Below are 18137 nucleotides of genomic sequence, written 5' to 3' on the forward strand. Positions count from 1 at the left end.
CCGCGCCGCTCGTCCTGCCATCGACGCCGGAGATCATCCGCGGCCGAGGCCTGCGGTGCATTTGCTAAACTGCCCGGACAATAACGACCCCTCCCCACACGCATGCGCTCGATTCGTGGCCGCAGCCTGTCACGCCTGCTGTTCGTTGCCCTCCTGCCCTTGTCGGCCGCGGCGCAGACGCAGGACATGACCGACCGGGCGATCCGGCTCGATCAGGCGATCCAGGCACTCAAGGACGAGGTGCTGGACGTCAGCCGCGATGCGCAGGCGGTCGAGAACGCGGTGCTGGCGCCGGAGGACCAGCGGGTCTCCATCTACGTCAGCCTGGCCATCCGCGGACTGCTGCTCGACGAGATCCGCATCGCCATCGACGGCGGACCGGACGAGCTGTATCGCTACGACGAGACTGAGGCCCGGGCGCTGCTCGCCGCGAACAGCGCCCAGCGTGTCCTGCGCACCGCCGTGGCGGTCGGGCCGCACCGCATCCGCTTCAGCTATAGCGGTCGCTACGCCGACACCGCACCGGACAGTCCGCCAGTGACCGGCCAGTACGAGGCGATCTTCGACAAGGACTACCGGGAATCCGAACTCGAATTCCATCTCAGCCGCGCCAGCCGTTTCGGCGACCAGATCAGGACCAGCATGAAAGAGTGGCGGAGGCAGCGATGAGACTCCGTCCGATGGCCGGCGCGCTGGCATCTGCCCTGCTGGCCGGCGCGCTGGCTTCCGCCCAGGCCGCCGAGATCTACGTGCCGGGCACGCTCGCCGATCCGCGCGTGCGCGCTGCGGAGTATCTGGACCACAACGACCGGCATTTCTCGGCGATCGTCGAGCTGCTGATCGTGGCCGATCGCGCCGATCCGCTGCGCATGCCCGCGGAACTGCAGACCCGCCTGGCGGGCAACTATCTGTCGTTCGGCATGCGCGACCGCGCCGAAGCCTTGTACCGGCGTCTGGCGGCCACGTCCGCCGACCCGCTCGAAGCGGCACGCGCGCAGCTGCGGGTCGCCGCGTTCGACTACCAGCGCGGCTACACCGCCGAGGCCCGCGCGACGCTGTCGCGCCTGCGCAGCACCTTGCCCGCGGAGCTCCGGCTCGAGTGGCAGGACCTGATGGCGCGCGTGCTGATGAGTGACGCACGCTATGGCGAAGCCGCGGAGATCCTCGCCGAAGGCACCTCGTCGCGCGAGCAGTCTCCGTTCGCGCTGTACAACCTCGGCATCGCCTTGATCAACGACGGCCGCGCACCGCAAGGCCAGACCGTGCTCGACCGTGTCGGCCGGCTGGTGCCGCGCAACGCTGAGGAACTGGCCCTGCGCGACCGCGCCAACCTGAGCCTGGGCTGGCACTTCCTCGAAGCCAAGCAGGGTGGCACCGCACAGCCGGTCTTCGAGCGCGTGCGGGTCGAGGGTCCGTTCTCGAACCGCGCGCTGCTCGGCCTGGGCTGGTCGGCACTGGCGCCGCAGGGCGAGCGCATCCAGAAAGCCCCGGTCGGCGACGAGAGCCTCGACGCTACGCCGTTCACCACGTTCTCGACGCTCGGCGTGCTGCTGCGGCCCGGCTATGCCGAGGACGACATCTTCAAGCGCGCCGGCCTGAGCGCGTTTCGACTGACCCGCGCCAGCAAGCGCGAGGAAGAGGATCTCAAGCGCGCGCTGGTGCCGTGGGTCGAACTGATCTCGCGCGACCCGATGGACGCCGCGGTGCAGGAGGCCTGGCTCGCGATCCCCTTCACGCTCGACCGCCTCGGCGCCTACACGCAGGCGCTGCAGTACTACGAACGCGCGGTCGAGGTGCTGGAAACCGCGCGAGGCCGCATGGATGCGGCGATCGCTTCGATCCGCCAGGGACGCATGGTCGAGACCATCGTGCGCCGCGAGGTGGACTCCGAGGCAGGGTGGAAATGGCAGCTGCTCGACCTTCCCGACGCCCCGGAGACCTACTTCCTGCAGAGCCTGATCGCCGAACACCGGTTCCAGGAGGCCCTGAAGAACTACCGCGACCTGCGCATGATGATGCGCACGCTGGAAAGCTGGTCCAAGCGCCTGGCCGGCGTGGAAGTCAGCTACGCCCGCGGCGAACGGCCGTCGGCCAACGCCGACGAACAGGTGCGCCGCGCCCGCAGCGGCTGGACGCCGCCCTGGGCCGGACTGCCGATCCGGCTGCGCGCCGACACCACGCTCGCCGCGCCCGGCCGCTACGCCGCGCCGGCGCCGGAGACGCCCGCGATCCGGCCCGCGCTGGCGCTGTCCGGCCCGCGCTCCGGGTTCAACGGTCCGCTCGAGCGCGCGCGCGCCACGCAGCAGCGCATCGCCGCGCTGCGCGCCCCGCTCGCGGCCACCGCGGCCGAGCAGTCGAAGCTGCTGCAGGACATGGCGCTCGCCGAGCTGGATGGGCAGAAGCGCCAGATCGAGGCCTATCTGGTCGAGGCACGCTTCGCGCTCGCGCGGCTCTACGACCGCCAGATCAAGGGCGACGCGAATGACCAGTAATCGACGGTGGCACCACTGGCCCGTGGCTCTGGCGGCGGCCATCACGCTGGGCGGCTGCACGCCGCAGGTCGTCAAGGAAAGTGCTCCGGCGATCAGCAAGACCATCGGCAGGCTCGAACAGCCGTCGGTCGATGTGCTGCCGATCATCCGCTCGGAGCCGATCGCCGCCGATCCGGAAAAGGCGCTGGAGAACTATCGCAAGCTGCTCGAACTCGCGCCCGACCCGGCCACCCGCGCCGAGGCCGAACGCCGCCTCGCCGACCTGCAGGTGCAGATGGAGGATGCACGCGGCGTCACCGAGACGTCCGAGAAGTCCCTGCGCGAGGCGCTGGCCCTGTACCAGAAGCTGCTGAAGTCCGATCCGCTCAGCAAGGACAACGACCGCATCTACTACCAGATGGCGCGCGCGCAGCAGAATCTCGGCGAAACCGATGCCGCGATCGACACGCTGCAGCGGCTGACGCAGAAACATCCGGACTCGCGGCTGGTCGGCGATGCGCGCTTCCGCCGTGCCGAGCTGCTGTTCTACCGCAGCCGTTATGCCGAGGCGGAAGTCGAATACAAGGCGGTGATGGATCTCAAGGACGCGACGCCGTTCTTCGAATCCGCGCAGTACAAATACGGCTGGTCGCAGTACAAGCAGTCGAAGTACGAGGAGTCGATCGCGACCTTCCTGGTCATTCTCGACAACAACCTGCCGGGCGGGGAACTGCTGATCGAACCCGAACCGGCGCTGGAACGCGTCGCACGCAGCCGCGCGGACCTGGTGCGTGACTCGCTGCGCGTGATCACGCTGTCGCTGGCTTCGCTGGGCGGCGGCCCGGCGCTCAACGACTACCTCGCCGCCCACGGCGACCCACGGTTCTATCCGCTGATCTACGTCGCGCTCGGCCAGGCGCTCCTCGACCGCGAGCGCTACACCGATGCCGCCGGCGCCTACGCCGCCTTCATCCAGCGTTATCCAGCCTCGCCGCTGGCGCCCGGCTTCCAGATGCGCGTGATCGCCGCGCACGAGGCGGGCGGCTTCCGCGACCTGGTGGTGCAGGAAAAGGAGCGCTACGCCACCACCTATGATCCTGCGGCACCGTACTGGAACGGCCAGCCGGCCACCGCCGAGGTGATGGCCCAACTGCGCAAGACCATCGAGGACCTGGCGCGGCACTACCACGCGCGCGCGCAGCAGGACACGGCGCAGGGTCGGCCCGCGCAGAACCAGGCGGATTTTCTGCTCGCCGCGCGCTGGTACCGGCGCATCATCGAGCTGTACCCGAAGGACGAGCAACTGCCGGACGTCAACTTTCTGCTCGGCGACGCGCTGCTCGACGGCGGCCGCACGCTGGACGCGGCGCTCGAATACGATCGCACGGCCTACGGCTATCCCGCGCACCGCCGTGCCGGCGAGGCCGCGCAGGCCGCGGTGCTCGCCTATCAGAAGCACGCCACGGAAGTGCCGGCCGAGCAGCGTCCGGCCGCGCTGCAATCGGCGATCGACGCCAGCCTCAAGCTCGCGGACAGCTTCCCGGGACATCCGCAGAAGTACCCGGTACTCACGCAGGCCGCGCAGGATCTGTTCGAGCTCAAGGACTATGACCGCGCGATCGCGGTCGCCGAGCGCGTGCTCAAGGCGGACCGCACCGTGGACGGTCGCCTGCGCCGTATCGCCTGGAGCGTCACCGGCGATGCGCACTTCGCGCAGGCACGCTATCCGCAGGCCGAGACCGCGTTCGCGGAGGAGCTGAAGCTGACCTCGCCCAAGTCGGCCGAACGCGCGCAGATCGTCGAACAGCTCGCCGCGTCGATCTACAAGCAGGGTGAAGGCGCTCGCGCCGCCAACGATCTGAAGACCGCGGCCTTCCACTTCCTGCGCGTCGGCCAGGCGGCGCCGGATTCCAAGATCCGCGCCACGGCCGAGTACGACGGCGCCGCCGCGCTGATCGCGCTGCAGGACTGGGGCGGCGCCGCGCGCGTGCTCGAAGGTTTCCGCAAGCTGTTCCCCGGCCATCCGCTCGAAGCCGACGTGGACAAGAAGCTCGCGGTCGCCTACCAGAAGGACAACAAGCCGCTCGACGCCGCGCGGGCCTACGCCCGCATCGCCGGCCGCGGCAGCGAGACCGTGGACGTGCGCCGCGAGGCGGCATGGCTGTCGGCCACACTGTTCGACGAGGGTAAGTCCACCGCGGAGGCCGAGGCCGCCTACGAAACCTATGTCAGGAACTTCCCGCGCCCGCTGGACCGCGCGCTCGATGCGCGCGCGCGGCTGGTCGAGTACGCGCGCGCCAGCGGCAACACGCCGCGCCTGTCGCAGTGGCTGCGCGAACTGGTGACCGCCGACGAGACGGCCGGCGGCGAGCGCAGCCCGCGCTCGAAGGCCCTCGCGGCGCAATCCAGTCTCGACCTGGGACGCATGGCAGCGGACGACACGCGCGCACAGCGGCTGACCCTGCCGATCGAACGCAGCCTGCCGCGCAAGAAGCAGGCGATGGAGGAAGCGATCCGCTGGCTCGGCAAGGCCGCCGGCTACGGATTCGCCGAGACCACCACCGCCGCGACTTACGAACTCGGCGTGGTGTACCGCGACTTCGGCAAGGCATTGCTGGAATCGGAACGGCCGCGCAAGCTCAGTGCGCTGGAACTGGAGCAGTACGACCTGCTGCTCGAAGAACAGGCCTATCCCTTCGAGGAGCAGGCGATCCAGACGCACGAAACCAACCTGCGCCGCATCGCCACCGGCACCTATGACCTGTGGATCGCGCGCAGCGCACAGGCGCTGGCCGAGCTGGTGCCGGCGCGCTACGGCAAGCGTGAACAAGGCGAGGAACGCTATGAAACTCTCGACTGACGCGCGCAGCATGTTGCGCTCGGCCGGTGTGGCCGCTGCCGTTCCGGTGCTGGCCCTGGCGCTGAGCGCCTGCGGCGCGCTGACCCGCAAGAGTGAATCGCCCGCACCGCCGTCCGCCACGCCCGCGGAGTCCGCGGCACCGATCGACAAGGGCGATCCCAACGCGCGCTTCGACGCGGCGATGAAGCTGTGGCGCGACAACCAGATCGCCGAGGCGGAGGAGGCCTTCATCTCCCTGACCCGGGATTTCCCGGATCACGCCGGCCCGTGGGTGAACCTCGGCATCCTGTTCGCCAAGTCCAACCGCCGCGATCCGGCGATCGGCGCATTCGGCAGGGCGGTGAGCCTCAATCCGGACAACAAGGTCGCGTTCAACTGGCTGGGCATCCTCTATCGCGAGGCCGGCGACTTGAACCGCGCGCGCCTGTCCTACGAACGCGCGCTGCAGATCGATGCGGATTACGCCCTGGCGCATTTCAACTACGGCGTGCTGCTCGACGCGCATCTCAAGCGCCCGGCCGACGCCCTGCCGCATTACCGCGCCTACCAGCGCGCCGGACATGCGGACGACCTGCGTGTACTGGCGTGGATCGCCGAGATCGAGGCTGCGGCCAAGCCGGCCGCACCGGCGCCTGCACCGCCCGCGCCGGGAACCGCGCCGAAGACGGAGCGCCAGCCATGAGACGTCCGCGCATCGGCCGTACCGCCCTCATTGCCGCTATACTCGCGATGCCATTGACCGCCGCCGCGCAGGACGAGATGCCGGCCATCGGCGGCATGCCGCAGAAGGCCGCCGCTGCACCGTCCGGCGCAGTCCGCGAACCCGGCGCCGGCACGACCATCATCGGCGAGCGTGAATCGCCCATCGGCCTGTACATCATGCCGTGGCGCGAATCGCGCCCGGAGAAGCAGATGGACCGCCCGGCGCGCCTCTTGCAAGAGAAACTGTTGCCGCTCGACGAGGACGTGTTCGTGCGTCAGATCGAGTATCACCAGGCCCTGAGCGGCGCGCTCAGGCAGAAAGGTCTCGTCACCCCCGGCGGCCGCTGAGCGCCGGACCGTCCAAACCAACCGATTCGCAAACAGAGGGCTGAGTTATGGAGTTCCTTGCCACCGTCCTTCGCTTCTTCCAGAGCGGCGGCGCGTTCATGTATCCGATCCTGGTCGTGATGATCCTCGGCCTGGCGATCGCCGTCGAACGCTCGCTGTACCTGCGCCGCGCCAACACCGAGAACCGCCAGCTCTGGTCGGAGCTGCTGCCGCTGCTGAATTCCGGCAAGCACGATGCGGCCGAGCGGCTCGCATCGGAATCCGCGACCGCGATCGGCCGCGTGCTCGGTTTCGGCCTGGCCCGCGCGCGCGCCAATGCGACGCGCAGCGAGGTCGAGATGGCGATGGAGGAGAGCATCATGGAAGTCACGCCGCTGCTGGAACGGCGCACGCACTACCTGGCCACCTTCGCCAACATCGCCACCCTGCTCGGCCTGCTCGGCACGATCATCGGCCTGATCCAGGGCTTCAACGCGGTCGCCAACGTCAATCCGGCGGAAAAGGCGAACCTGCTGTCGGCGTCGATCTCGGTGGCGATGAACACCACCGCGTTCGGCCTGATCGTCGCGATCCCGCTGCTGCTCGCGCACGCCTGGCTGCAGTCGCGCACCAACGAACTGATCGACGGCGTCGAAATGGCGGCGATCAAGTTCCTCAACAGCCTCGGCCTGAAGAGCTGAAACCATCATGCTTTCGCGCATGCGCCGGGCGCGCCACCAGGAGGCGGCTGATCTGAACATCACCGCCTTCATGAACCTGATGGTCGCGCTCGTTCCCTTCCTGCTGATCACTGCGGTGTTCACGCAGCTGACGATCAAGGAGCTGGACCTGCCGGACACCTCGCAGAGCCGGCCGGCCAGCGACGAGGTCAAACGCGGGCTGTCGGTCGTGGTCCGCGACAGCGGGCTGACGCTGATGCGCGACGGCCGCACCGTCGAGGCATGGCCACGAACGGATGCCGGACACGCCTACGCGGCGCTCGGCCAGGCACTCGCGCAGATCAAGAACGCCGATCCCGGCGAGGACCGCATCACGCTGTTGCTCGAACCCGGCATCGCCTACGACGTGTTGATCCAGGTGATGGACGCGGTGCACTACCTGCCGGCCGCGCAGCAGGGCGTGCTGGTGGACATGTACCCGCGCATCTCCATCGGCGATGCTCCGGCCACGGAGGTGGCACCGTGATCCGCGCCCATACCCTGCGCACGCAGCGCATGGAACGCCGGCGCAAGCGCAACAAGCCCGGCGCGCTGAGCCTCACGTCGCTGATGGACATCTTCACGATCCTCGTGTTCTTCCTGCTGGTCAATTCGTCGCAGGTCGAGGTGCTGCCCAATCCGCGCGCGCTGTCGCTGCCGGAGTCGGTCGCCGTGCAGGGCCCGCGGCAGAACCTGCTGCTGATGGTCACGCGCGACGACATCCTCGTGAACAACGAGCCGGTGATGCGCGTCGAGGACGCCAGCAATACCAGCGGCAACGTGCTCGCGCCGCTGAAATCGCGCTTGATGCAGGAACCGCTGCTGGAGGTCGTCGGCGGCGCTGCCGGCGCGGTGAGCCGCGGCGAGATCAACATCATGGCCGACAAGGAGACCCCCTACCAGCTGGTCAAGAAGATCATGGCCACCTGCACCGACGCACGCTTTGCCAAGATCTCGCTTGCCGTGGCCCATCGCGAGGCCGGGAGCGGTTCATGAGCGCGCAGACGATCCAGTGGCAGAGCTGGGACCTCGCGGCCGAAGCGGACCGGCGCTTCCGGCGCCTGGTGGTCGTGGTCGGCATTCCGCTGCTGGTCCTCGGCATCGCCGTGCCGTTTCTCCAGCTGGTCGGCCTGACCCGCGGCGGCGGCACGCTCAGCGGCGCACGCTACGTCGAGCTGCTGCCCGAGCAGCCGGCGCCAGTCGCCGAAAAGGTCGAGGAGCCCAAGCCGGCCGAGCAGGACCAGCCGGAACCCGAGCAGCCCAAGGCGCCGCGGCTGACCGAAAAGCAGCCCGAAGTGCCGCCCGAGGTCCGCCAGCAGCGTGCCGTCGAGCGCGCACGCGAAACCGCCTCGCGCGCCGGGGTCATGGCCTTCGCCAACCAGCTGCAGGCGCTGCACAGCGGGGTGGCGTCGATCGAGCGCCCGGACAGCGCCCTGCAGTCCCTCGGCGACGCCGCCGCGGGCGGCGCGAGCCAGGCCGACAACCAGGTCTTCGAGCAGTCCGCCGCGAGTGCTTCCGGCGGCATCGGCTCGCCGACGGGGACCGGCGCGACGCGGCGCACCCAGTCGGGGACCGGTCTGGGCGAGCGGCGCACGACCGTTGTCGAGAGCCCGGTCGGCTTCGGCCAGGATCGTTCGCGCTCCGGCCAGGGTGGCGACAAGCTGCTCGCCGGCCGCACGCTCGAAGAGATCCAGCTGGTGTTCGACCGCAACAAGGGCGCGATCACCTCGATCTACAACCGCGCCGCGCGTGACAACCCGAACCTGGGCGCCGGCAAGATCGTCATCAGCCTGACCATCGCGCCCAACGGCAGCGTGACCGACTGCAAGCTGGTGTCGAGCACCTTCAACAATCCGGAGCTGGAGCGCAAGATCATCGCGCGCGTGCTGCTGATGAACTTCGGTGCCAAGGACGTGCCGGCCTACACCTATCCCAACTACCCGATCCACTTCCTCCCCTCCTGAGGCGGCGGCTCGGCTGCTGGTCCGTTTGCGCGTGGCTTTCAGCCGCGACTTGCTGGTAACTTCCGTTACACCAACTCCCGAACCACCGGAGCTCGTCTGATGGGTTTCCTCGCAGGCAAGAAGGCACTGATCACCGGCGTCGCCAGCGATCGTTCGATCGCCACCGGCATCGCCGAGGCATTCAAGCGGGAGGGCGCGGAACTGGCGTTTACCTACCAGGGTGAACGCCTGAAGTCGCGCGTCGAGGAATTCGCCGCCAGCTGTGGTTCGAAGATCGTGCTGCCGCTGGACGTCGCCGAGGACCGGCAGATCGACGAGGTCATGGTCGAGCTGCAGCGCCAATGGGGCGGTCTCGACGTGCTGATCCACTCGATCGGCTTCGCACCGCGCGAGCAGCTCGCCGGCAAGTACCTCGACGTGGTCACACGCGAGGGCTTCCGCATCGCGCACGACATCTCCAGCTATTCGTTTGCCGCGCTCGGCAAGGCGGCACGGCCGCTGATGCTGGGCCGCAGTGCCTCGATGCTGACGCTGACCTATCTCGGCGCCGTCAGGGCCGTGCCGATGTACAACGTCATGGGGCCGGCCAAGGCCTCGCTCGAAGCCAACGTGCGCTTCATGGCCGCGGAGCTGGGCGAGCAGGGCATCCGCGTCAACGGCATCTCGGCCGGTCCGATCAAGACGCTCGCCGCCGCCGGCATCACCGGCTTCCGCAGCATGCTCGGCATGGCCGAGAAGGCCGCGCCGCTCAAGCGCAACGTCACGATCGAGGAGGTCGGCAACGCCGCCGCCTTCCTGTCGTCCGACCTCGCCTCCGGCATCACCGGCGAAATCCTCTACGTCGATGCCGGTTACAACATCGTCGGCATGAGCTTCGGCGAATAGGCGGCGCGTCTAGCCGCCTGCCGCGGCGTCCTGATCCTCGCCTTCGAGACGGGCGATGATCACGGCGCCGGTGGCGTCGCCGAACACGTTGACCGCGGTGCGGCACATGTCGAGCACGCGATCGACCGCGAGGATCAGTCCCACGCCTTCCAGCGGCAGCCCCACCGCCGACAGGATCACCGCGATCGCGACCAGGCTCGCCGACGGGATGCCGGCCACACCGACGGAAGTCAGCAGCGCCAGCGCGACGACGAGGAACTGCGCGAACAACCCCAGCTGCAGGCCGTAGGCCTGCGCGATGAACAGCGCCGCCGCACACTCATACAGGGCGGTGCCGTTCATGTTCACCGTCGCCCCGAGCGGTAGCACGAAGCCGGCGACGCGATCGGACACGCCGGAACGCTTCACGCAGTCGAAGGTCACCGGCAGCGTCGCCGCCGACGAACTGGTGGAGAACGCGGTCAGCAGCGCCGGCGCCGAGCGCTGCAGGTGCTGCAGCGGCGCCAGCCCGACGAGCCGGACCAGCGTCGGCAGCACGACGAAGGTCTGCACCGCCAGCGCCGCCAGCACGCACAGGAAGAACAGCAGCAATGGCTCCAGCGCGGCCCAGCCGGTCTGCGCGACGGTCTTGCCGACCAGCGCGAACACGCCCAGCGGCGCGAACTTCATCACCCAGCCGGTGATGCGGATCATCACCTCGTAGAGACCCGCCCAGAAGCGCTGCTGGGTGTCGGCGAGATCCCTGGGCAGGCGCGCCGCGAAATAGCCGAACAGCAGGCTGAAGAAGATCAGCGCCAGCATCTCGTTGTCGGCCGCCGCACGCACCAGGTTGGGCGGCACCATGCGCAGGATCACGCCGACGACATCGCCGCTGCCGCGGCCTTCGACCTTCTTCAGCACCGATTCGGTGCTGGCGTCCAGTCCGAGGCGCTCGCCGGCCGGCTTGCCGTCGATGATGCCCGGTTGCACCAGGTTGATGACCGCCAGGCCGATGAGGATCGACAGCAGCGTCGTCGAGGCGAAGTACAGCGCCGTCTTCCAGCCGATGCGACCCAGCTCGGCGCTCGCGCCGATGCCGATGACGGCGTGGATCATCGCACCGACGATCAGCGGCACGATCAACATGCGCAGCGCGTTGAGGAACAGCGTGCCGACGAAGTCGGCGGCCGGCACGAACCACGCCGTCTCGCCCAGCGCGTGGCCGAACACGAAGGCGGCCGCCAGCGCGGCGGCGATCTGCCAGTGGAGCTTCATGCGCGGTGCGGCGCCCTTGCCCAAGAAAAAAGCCGTTCGGGCCCGATTGAACCACGAACGGCTTGGTGGCGGCCAACCGCCCTCGCGTCAGCCCTCGGCCGGCGACGGCGCGGCCGCAGGCGGCTTGAGGATCTTGATGCCCACGGCGTCTTCGATCACCTTCATGTAGGCGCCGAACTCCGCACCGGCACCGACATCGCGCAGCCGCTTGCGCTGCGCGTCAACCAGCGTGTCGGACTGCGTGCCGGCACCGACCGCACTCAGCGCGATGACCGCACGGCTGCCGTCGGGCAGCTCCGCCTCGCCGTAGCTGACCTGCCCTTCCGCCGGCCGGGGAAGCCGGAAAGCCGCATCCACGACCGCGCGCTGCGCGTTGCGGTCGTCGCGGCGGATCGCCCCCGGATTGCGCAGCTCGCCGCCCTTGGCGCTGACGATCTGCTGGAAGTCGGTGCCCGCGCGCACCGCGTTGAGCACCTCGGCGGCCTCGTCGGCCACCCGCTTGCGCGCCGCCTCGTCGATCAGTTCGGCACGCACGCTGTCGCGGACTTCGTCGAGCGGCTTCTGCCGCGGCGCCTCGTACTCGGCCTTGCGGATCACGACGAGCTTGTTGTCGCCGACCACGATCGGCTTGCTGTTCTCGCCGTCCTGCAGCACTTCCGGCGCGAACGCCGCCGTCTCGACATTGCGGTTGGCAGCGATGCCGCTGCCCTTGCCGCGCTCGAACCAGTCGGTAGTCTGCACCTTGAGTCCGAGTGCCTGCGCCACCGGATCGAGGCTGGCGGGATTCTCGAAGGCCAGCTGCTCGAGCCGCTCCGACTGCTCCTGGAACCGCTGCTGGCGCTCGCGGTTCTGGAACAGCTCGGTCAGCTCGCGGCGCACCTCGGCGTCGTCGAACGGGCGCACCGTCGAGGGCTTGAGTTGATCCAGGCGGATCAGGTGCCAGCCGAACTCCGTCTCGACCGGCGCGCTGACCTCGTTCTCCTTGAGCGCGAACAGCGCATCCTCGAAGGTCTTGACCATCTGCCCGCGACGCACCCAGCCGAGGTCGCCGCCGGCCGCCTTGGAACCCGGATCCTCCGAATTGTCCCGGGCCAGCTGCGCAAAGTCGGCGCCGCCGGCGATCCGCGCCGCGAGATCCTCGATCTTCTTGCGCGCCGCGGCCTTGTCCGCACCGAATCCGACGAGGATGTGCCGCGCACGGCGCTCCTCCTGGGTGGTGAAGCGGCCGGCCTTCTCGGCCTCGTAAAGGACCTTGAGCACGTCGTCCGCGGGCGCCGCCGCGTCGGCCAGCGCATCCAGCGACAGTTCCACGTAGGCCAGGCGCAGCCGCTCGGGCGCCTGGTAGCGCGACTTTGTCTCGTCGTAGCGCGCGGCGATCTGCTCGTCGGTGACGCTGACGCGCTCGCGGTAGCGGGCCACGTCGAACATGGCGTACTGCAGGGTGCGTTCCTGGTTCTGCAGCCGCGCCGCCTGCTGCAGCTCGACGTCGGTGACGAAGGCGGTATCGACGACCGCCTCGCGCATCTGGTTCATCTCGACCGTGTCGCGCAGCTGCGATTCGTAGCGGCCGACCGTGTAGCCGACGCGCGACAGCGCGTCACGGTATGCACGGGTATCGAACTTGCCGTCGCGCTGGAACGCCGGCTCCGCGGCGATCACGCCGAACAGCGTGGCGTCGTCGGCCTGGTAGCCGTGCTTCTCGGTGTACTGGCGCAGCATCGCTTCCTGGGTCATGTCGCGCAGCACCGCTTCGCGCAGGCGGTTCTGGTCGAGCATGTCCGCGCGGAAGTTCTCGCCCATCATCTGCACGAGCTGCTGGTAACGCTGCTCGTACTGCCGGCGGAACTGGGAGTCATGGATCTTCTGACTGCCGACCTTGGCGACGACCGGATCGCCGCCGCCGCCATAGAACGACTCGATGCCGAAGAATGCGAACGGGATGACGATGATCGCCACGACGATGCCGGCGATCAGTCCCGACGTGCGGTCACGAATATGCTGGAGCATGCTCTCCTCGTACCTCTTGCGCCTACACAAACGACAAAGCCCGGCACTGCACCGGGCTTAGCGCTCTGGACTGGTGGGCTGCCAGGGACTCGAACCCCGAACCTACTGATTAAGAGTCAGCTGCTCTACCATTGAGCTAGCAGCCCATACAACAACCGAAAACTGGGGTGGACGAGGGGACTCGAACCCCCGACAACCAGAATCACAATCTGGGACTCTAACCAACTGAGCTACGTCCACCATCGGGAGCCATCTCCCCGGGCGGGGTACCGCTCGGGGGCGCGAATCATAGCAAAACCTTCGCGCCGTCAACAGGGTCCGAATGCAGCGACGCGGCACGCTGGGGGGAAGCCTGGTGGTCCACGAGCGCGCGATTTGTTATAGACCAGAGCCCCACCGATCCGCACATCGCTTGGACACCCGGTCCGCCCGTCTCGCCGCTGCTGTCGCCAGTGCCGCCGCCGCGGCGCTGTTCGCGGCGCCGATCGGCCTGCTGCTCGCCGCATCGTCGCTGGACGGTTACCGCGCGGCGTTCGCGGCGGTGCCCCTGGCGCGGTCGCTGTTCAACTCGGCCTGGATCAGCACACTCGCAGCGCCCGCATCGCTCGCGCTCGCATCGATGGCCGCGTTCGGACTGACCCAGATCGCTGCCGTGCCGCGGCGGCGGATGCTGCTCGTCCTGCTGCTCTGCGCCTCGATCCCGCTGACCGCCGTGCTGGTGCCACGCTTCGTGCTGTTCGACGCGATCGGTGCCGTCGGCACTCCGCTGCCACTGTTCGCGCCGGTGCTGGTCGGCGGATCGCCGCTGTACTGCCTGCTGCTGTTCGCCGCGTTGCGCCGCCTGCCGCAGGCCCAGATCGACGCTGCGCGCATCGAGGGTCTGGGCTGGCTGGCGATCTGGTGGCGGATCGCGGTGCCGCAGACACGGCCGACGCACGCCGCGGTGTTCATGCTGAGCCTGATGGCGTTCTGGAGCGCCTTCCTCGAACCCCTGCTCTATCTGCATCGTGAACACGAACTCACCGCGCCGCTGATGCTGCACGCCATCTCGCTGCTCGGCTCCACCCAATGGCCGATGCTGATGGCCGCCGCCTGCGCGATCACGCTGCCCGTCGTGCTCTCGGTCGCGGTGCTGACCTCCTTCCTGCACCACCCGTTCCGCACCCGATGACCATCCGCCCTCTCCTCGTTCCTTGCCTGATCGCGACGCTGGTCGCCGCCTGCGGCCGTGACGATCGTGCCGCCGCCACGACCGCGGCCGCTGCCGACACACCGGTCACCTTCCAGGTATTCGGCGATCCCGCCGAGATCGCGGCCTACAAGGCGCTCGTCACCGCTTTCGAAGCCGAGAATCCGGGCCGCCGCGTCACGCTGATCCCGGTCGGCAAGCAAAGCGACCACATGACCAAGCTCAGCGCCGCCTATGCCAGCGGCAAGGGCCCGGACGTGTTCGTGCTCAACTTCCGCCGCTTCGGCCAATTCGCCGAGCGCGGCGCGCTCGAAGCGGTCGGCCCGGCACTGGCCGCGCGCGGCTGGTCCGAACAGGACTACTACGAGCCGGCGATCGAGGCGTTCCGCCAGGACGGCACCCTGATGTGCGTACCGCAGAACGTGTCGAGCCTGGTCGTGTACTACAACCGCGCGCTGTTCCGCCGGTTCGACGTGCCCTACCCGTCGCCCCACTGGACGTACTTCGAGTTCTCCAACGCCGCGCGCAAGCTCACGCGCGACACCGACGGCGACGGCCGGATCGACATCTATGGCGTCGCGCTGGAGCCGACGCTGATCCGCCTCGCCCCGTTCATCTGGAGCGCCGGCGGCGATATCGTCAACGACGTGCGGCGGCCGACGATGCTGACGCTGGACCGCCCGGACGCGCTGCGCGCCCTGGGTGTCGTGCGCAGCCTGAGCGGTCCGCAGGGCGTCACGCCGCCGCTGGCCGCGCACCAGGCCGAGGACGAGGACGCGCGTTTCGCACGTGGCGGCGTCGCCATGCTGTTCCAGAGCCGCCGCTTCACGACCACGCTGCGCGCACGCAAGGACCTGGACTGGGACGTCGCGCCGTTTCCGACGCTGCGCAAGCCGGTCAGCGCCCTGCACGCGGATGGCTACTGCCTGTCGAGGAACACGGCGCACCGCGACGCGGCGCTCGATTTCATCCGCTACGCCGTCGGCGCCGAGGGCCAGGCGCTGATGACCCGGACCGGCCGGCTCGTGCCCTCGCTCAAGTCGGTCGCCGAAAGCCCGGTGTTCCTCGATCCCGAACAGCCGCCCGCCTCCGCGCGGGTGTTCCTCGACGCGATCCCGCTGCTGCGCCGCACGCCGAACATCGCCGCGTGGCACGAGATCGAAAGCCGTGCCGACACGATCCTCGAAGAGTGGTTCTTCGAGCCTCCGGTCGGCGCCGGCGCGGTCGATCCCGATGCGGGCGGCGGCGAAGGCATGGCACTGGCCATCCGCCTGCGCGACGCCGTCCAGCCGCTGCTGCTGCGCGACCTGCAACAGGGCAAGCCTTGAGCGGTCTGCGCGTCGAGAACCTGCGCGTCGAGCTGGACGGCCGGACGATCATCGACGACCTGTCGCTGCAGGTTGATGCCGGCGAACTGCTGGTCGTCGCCGGCCCGTCCGGCTCGGGCAAATCGACCCTGCTGCGCACGCTGGCCGGACTGCTGCCGGCGACGCACGGCCGCATCGAACTCGACGGGCGCGACATCGGCGACCTGCCACCGGGACAACGCGACATCGCGATGATGTTCCAGTCCGACACGCTCTACCCGCACCTGTCGGTGCTGGAGAACCTGTGCTTCGGCCTGCGCGCGCGCGGCGCATCGCGCACCGATGCGCGGATGCGCGCGCGCGAAATCGCCACGCGCCTGGGCATCGCGGAGCTGCTCGAACGCCCGCCGCACGCGCTGTCCGGCGGGCAACGCCAGCGCGTCGCGCTCGGCCGCGCCCTGCTGCGTCAGCCGCGCCTGTTCCTGATGGACGAACCGCTGTCCAGCCTCGATGCGCCGCTGCGCGTCCGGGCGCGCGCCGAACTGATGCAGCTGCACCGCAGCCTGCGCAGCGCGACGCTGTTCGTCACCCATGACCAGGTCGAGGCGATGGCGCTGGCCGATCGCCTGGCGATCATCGAACACGGACGTCTGCTGCAGGTCGGCACACCGCGCGACGTCTATGCGCGGCCCGACTCGCTCGCCGTGGCACGGTTCCTCGGCGCGCCGGCGATCAACCTGCTCGACCTCGCGCGTGGCGCCGGACACTGGCACTGGCGTGAGCTCGCGCTGCCGCTCGACGCGCCGGCGCCACGGGATCGGGTCATCCTCGGCCTGCGCCCCGAGCATGTCTATCCGCACCGCTCGCGCTGGGCCACCCGCCCCCATCGCAGCGTGACCGTTGCGGCGACGGTCGAGGCCGTGGAACCGGTCGGCGACCAGCAATACCTGAGCGTGCGGGTCGGCGACGACCGTCTGACCAGCCGCTGCGAACCGGACCTGTCGTTCCAGCCGGGCGAGACGCTCGATATGCTGCTGGACCTCGACTCTGCACTGCTGTTCCACCCGGCCTCCGGCCGCCGCCTGTCGCCATGATCGTGCGCAAGGCCGCATGGCTGATCGCGCCACTGGCCGGCGGCATCGTCCTGATGCTGCTGGTGCCGATGCTGCTCACCGTGGTCGTCGCCTTCACGCAGTACGACGGCCTGAGCCCGGCGCGTTTCGTCGGCCTCGACCAGTTCCGCGCGCTGCAGGCCGACCCGCTGTTCCATATCGCGCTCAGCAACTCCCTGAAGGTGGCCGCGGCCGGCGTGCCGCTGCGCATCGCCCTCGCACTGCTGCTGGCCCTGCTGATGCACCGGGCGCGCGCCCGCCGCGCGCAGGCGGCGATTTTTCTGCCGATGGCCGTTCCCGACATCGCTTGGGCGATCCTGTGGCTGTGGATCGCCAATCCCCTGTTCGGGCCGCTGGCCTGGCTGCTGTCCGCCGCCGGCCTGCGTGCCGACGTCTGGCTGACCGATCCGGCGTGGGCGCGGACGCTGATCGTGCTGATCACGCTGTTCCTGATCGGCGAGGTGTTCATCGTGCTGCACGCCGCGCGCGCGGAGATTCCCGAGCGCTACTACGACGTTGCCGCCGTCGAAGGCGCCGGCGCATTCACGCAGTTCCGCCGCATCACCCTGCCGCTGCTGCTGCCCGCGCTGATGTTCCTGGCGGCACGCGACTTCGCGCTGAGCCTGCAGACCAGCTTCACGCCGGCGCTGATCGTCACCAAGGGTGGCCCCCAGTACGGAACCCTGTTCCTGCCGCTGTACGCGTATCAGACCGGTTTCGAGTACCTGCGCTTCGGGCTGGCCGCGGCACAGACCCTGGTCATGCTCGGCATGACCCTGGCCATGATGGCGCTGCAGTGGTGGGCGCTGCGGCGCTGGCGCGGACTGGCGTGAGCGAAGCGACGGAACGCCGTCAGGGCGGTCAGCCGCAGGAAGCGGCGGACGGATTCTCGGCGCTGCGGCGGTCCGCGGCCACCGTTAGCCTCTTCCAATGACACATGAGCCTGAAGGGGGTGCGTGATTCCAACGTGAAGTGAGCCTGAAAGGCCGGCGGGGCGGCGGGATCATCGGAGGATGATCGTGACGCTCAAGACCCAGGGGCTCCAGACGCTGGAGCAGGTTCGTGACTTTCTCACCGGCGGCGCGCCGCTGGATTTCGCCGTGCCGCAGCGCGAGGCCGCCTACAGCTTCGTCGCCGCGCAGCTCCGCCACTTCGGATATCTGAAGCTGGGAAAGGCCGACAAGGGGCTGGTGCATCGGTATCTGTGCAAGCTCACCGGTATCTCGCGGGCGCAGATGACACGCCTGATCGGGCAGTACCGGAGGTGCGGCCGGATCGAGGACCGCCGCGGCCCGCCGGCACGGCCTTTCGAACGGCGCTACACGGCCGAGGATGTGCGT

The 18137-nt window shown here is 69.1% G+C and carries 16 protein-coding genes, 2 tRNA genes and 1 pseudogene; 15 read left to right on the forward strand and 4 right to left on the reverse strand.

All coding sequences use genetic code 11. From position 1 onward, the window contains the following. The first annotated feature begins 102 nt into the window (after positions 1 to 102). From AAG565_RS01095 to AAG565_RS01140, 10 genes are all read left to right on the forward strand, one after another. A complete protein-coding gene (locus tag AAG565_RS01095; protein ID WP_348817687.1) occupies positions 103 to 669 on the forward strand; it encodes a hypothetical protein in 567 nt (188 codons plus the stop codon). Then, the gene (locus tag AAG565_RS01100; protein ID WP_348817688.1) at positions 666 to 2492 is read left to right on the forward strand and encodes a hypothetical protein; all 1827 of its coding nucleotides are present in this window, start codon (positions 666 to 668) and stop codon (positions 2490 to 2492) included. The genes AAG565_RS01095 and AAG565_RS01100 overlap by 4 nt, the downstream gene beginning before the upstream one ends. Continuing rightward, entirely contained in the window at positions 2482 to 5331 is a 2850-nt protein-coding gene (locus tag AAG565_RS01105; protein WP_348817689.1) for a tetratricopeptide repeat protein, read from the forward strand. Before AAG565_RS01100 ends, AAG565_RS01105 begins: the two co-directional genes overlap by 11 nt. Next, on the forward strand, positions 5315 to 6013 hold the full coding sequence (locus tag AAG565_RS01110) for a tetratricopeptide repeat protein (RefSeq protein WP_348817690.1): 699 nt from the start codon (positions 5315 to 5317) through the stop codon (positions 6011 to 6013). Before AAG565_RS01105 ends, AAG565_RS01110 begins: the two co-directional genes overlap by 17 nt. Continuing rightward, positions 6010 to 6381: a hypothetical protein gene (locus AAG565_RS01115; RefSeq protein WP_348817691.1), complete on the forward strand. Its 372-nt coding sequence runs from the start codon at positions 6010 to 6012 to the stop codon at positions 6379 to 6381. Before AAG565_RS01110 ends, AAG565_RS01115 begins: the two co-directional genes overlap by 4 nt. A gap of 47 nt (positions 6382 to 6428) precedes the next feature. Beyond that, entirely contained in the window at positions 6429 to 7061 is a 633-nt protein-coding gene (locus tag AAG565_RS01120) for a MotA/TolQ/ExbB proton channel family protein (RefSeq protein ID WP_348817692.1), read from the forward strand. A gap of 7 nt (positions 7062 to 7068) precedes the next feature. Further along, positions 7069 to 7566, forward strand: coding sequence for a biopolymer transporter ExbD (locus AAG565_RS01125; RefSeq protein ID WP_348817693.1), 498 nt, complete (start codon positions 7069 to 7071; stop codon positions 7564 to 7566). After that, a complete protein-coding gene (locus AAG565_RS01130; RefSeq protein ID WP_348817694.1) occupies positions 7563 to 8075 on the forward strand; it encodes a biopolymer transporter ExbD in 513 nt (170 codons plus the stop codon). The genes AAG565_RS01125 and AAG565_RS01130 overlap by 4 nt, the downstream gene beginning before the upstream one ends. Continuing rightward, on the forward strand, positions 8072 to 9043 hold the full coding sequence (locus AAG565_RS01135) for an AgmX/PglI C-terminal domain-containing protein (RefSeq protein WP_348817695.1): 972 nt from the start codon (positions 8072 to 8074) through the stop codon (positions 9041 to 9043). Before AAG565_RS01130 ends, AAG565_RS01135 begins: the two co-directional genes overlap by 4 nt. A 99-nt stretch (positions 9044 to 9142) precedes the next feature. Then, complete coding sequence (locus AAG565_RS01140; RefSeq protein WP_348817696.1) at positions 9143 to 9928, forward strand: enoyl-ACP reductase; 786 nt, start codon at positions 9143 to 9145, stop codon at positions 9926 to 9928. 9 nt (positions 9929 to 9937) lie between these two features. Here AAG565_RS01140 and AAG565_RS01145 read toward each other — a convergent pair whose 3' ends face one another. The 4 genes from AAG565_RS01145 to AAG565_RS01160 form a co-directional block, all read right to left on the reverse strand. Then, on the reverse strand, positions 9938 to 11182 hold the full coding sequence (locus AAG565_RS01145; RefSeq protein WP_348817697.1) for a dicarboxylate/amino acid:cation symporter: 1245 nt from the start codon (positions 11180 to 11182) through the stop codon (positions 9938 to 9940). Between the two features lie 87 nt (positions 11183 to 11269). Next, positions 11270 to 13189, reverse strand: a complete 1920-nt coding sequence (locus AAG565_RS01150; RefSeq protein ID WP_348817698.1) for a SurA N-terminal domain-containing protein — start codon at positions 13187 to 13189, stop codon at positions 11270 to 11272. 71 nt (positions 13190 to 13260) lie between these two features. Then, positions 13261 to 13335, reverse strand: a tRNA-Lys gene (locus AAG565_RS01155). A 17-nt stretch (positions 13336 to 13352) separates the two neighbouring features. Next, positions 13353 to 13429: transfer RNA gene (locus AAG565_RS01160), tRNA-His, on the reverse strand. Between the two features lie 172 nt (positions 13430 to 13601). Between AAG565_RS01160 and AAG565_RS01165 the strand changes: the two genes are divergently transcribed. The 5 genes and pseudogenes from AAG565_RS01165 to AAG565_RS01185 form a co-directional block, all read left to right on the forward strand. Continuing rightward, positions 13602 to 14360, forward strand: a complete 759-nt coding sequence (locus AAG565_RS01165; protein WP_348817699.1) for an ABC transporter permease subunit — start codon at positions 13602 to 13604, stop codon at positions 14358 to 14360. Then, on the forward strand, positions 14357 to 15706 hold the full coding sequence (locus AAG565_RS01170; RefSeq protein WP_348817700.1) for a sugar ABC transporter substrate-binding protein: 1350 nt from the start codon (positions 14357 to 14359) through the stop codon (positions 15704 to 15706). The genes AAG565_RS01165 and AAG565_RS01170 overlap by 4 nt, the downstream gene beginning before the upstream one ends. Further along, positions 15703 to 16779 carry an ABC transporter ATP-binding protein gene (locus tag AAG565_RS01175; RefSeq protein ID WP_348817701.1) on the forward strand — a complete coding sequence of 359 codons (1077 nt, stop codon included), beginning with the start codon at positions 15703 to 15705 and terminating at the stop codon, positions 16777 to 16779. The genes AAG565_RS01170 and AAG565_RS01175 overlap by 4 nt, the downstream gene beginning before the upstream one ends. Continuing rightward, positions 16776 to 17630 carry a sugar ABC transporter permease gene (locus tag AAG565_RS01180; protein WP_348817702.1) on the forward strand — a complete coding sequence of 285 codons (855 nt, stop codon included), beginning with the start codon at positions 16776 to 16778 and terminating at the stop codon, positions 17628 to 17630. Before AAG565_RS01175 ends, AAG565_RS01180 begins: the two co-directional genes overlap by 4 nt. A 180-nt stretch (positions 17631 to 17810) precedes the next feature. Beyond that, positions 17811 to 18137: pseudogene (locus AAG565_RS01185) on the forward strand (integrase); the annotation flags it as partial.

Origin of the sequence: Fontimonas sp. SYSU GA230001, from assembly GCF_040066175.1 — a bacterium.
Classification (GTDB): domain Bacteria; phylum Pseudomonadota; class Gammaproteobacteria; order Nevskiales; family Nevskiaceae; genus Solimonas.

Excerpts from the sequence above, each read along its gene's own strand:
- AAG565_RS01105 (WP_348817689.1), top strand. The coding sequence starts at position 2,482 with ATGACCAGTAATCGACGGTGGCACCACTGGCCCGTGGCTCTGGCGGCG.
- AAG565_RS01110 (WP_348817690.1), top strand. The coding sequence starts at position 5,315 with ATGAAACTCTCGACTGACGCGCGCAGCATGTTGCGCTCGGCCGGTGTG.
- AAG565_RS01140 (WP_348817696.1), top strand. The coding sequence starts at position 9,143 with ATGGGTTTCCTCGCAGGCAAGAAGGCACTGATCACCGGCGTCGCCAGC.
- AAG565_RS01125 (WP_348817693.1), top strand. The coding sequence starts at position 7,069 with ATGCTTTCGCGCATGCGCCGGGCGCGCCACCAGGAGGCGGCTGATCTG.
- AAG565_RS01180 (WP_348817702.1), top strand. The coding sequence starts at position 16,776 with ATGATCGTGCGCAAGGCCGCATGGCTGATCGCGCCACTGGCCGGCGGC.
- AAG565_RS01120 (WP_348817692.1), top strand. The coding sequence starts at position 6,429 with ATGGAGTTCCTTGCCACCGTCCTTCGCTTCTTCCAGAGCGGCGGCGCG.
- AAG565_RS01145 (WP_348817697.1), bottom strand. The coding sequence starts at position 11,182 with ATGAAGCTCCACTGGCAGATCGCCGCCGCGCTGGCGGCCGCCTTCGTG.
- AAG565_RS01150 (WP_348817698.1), bottom strand. The coding sequence starts at position 13,189 with ATGCTCCAGCATATTCGTGACCGCACGTCGGGACTGATCGCCGGCATC.
- AAG565_RS01135 (WP_348817695.1), top strand. The coding sequence starts at position 8,072 with ATGAGCGCGCAGACGATCCAGTGGCAGAGCTGGGACCTCGCGGCCGAA.
- AAG565_RS01100 (WP_348817688.1), top strand. The coding sequence starts at position 666 with ATGAGACTCCGTCCGATGGCCGGCGCGCTGGCATCTGCCCTGCTGGCC.
- AAG565_RS01170 (WP_348817700.1), top strand. The coding sequence starts at position 14,357 with ATGACCATCCGCCCTCTCCTCGTTCCTTGCCTGATCGCGACGCTGGTC.
- AAG565_RS01095 (WP_348817687.1), top strand. The coding sequence starts at position 103 with ATGCGCTCGATTCGTGGCCGCAGCCTGTCACGCCTGCTGTTCGTTGCC.
- AAG565_RS01115 (WP_348817691.1), top strand. The coding sequence starts at position 6,010 with ATGAGACGTCCGCGCATCGGCCGTACCGCCCTCATTGCCGCTATACTC.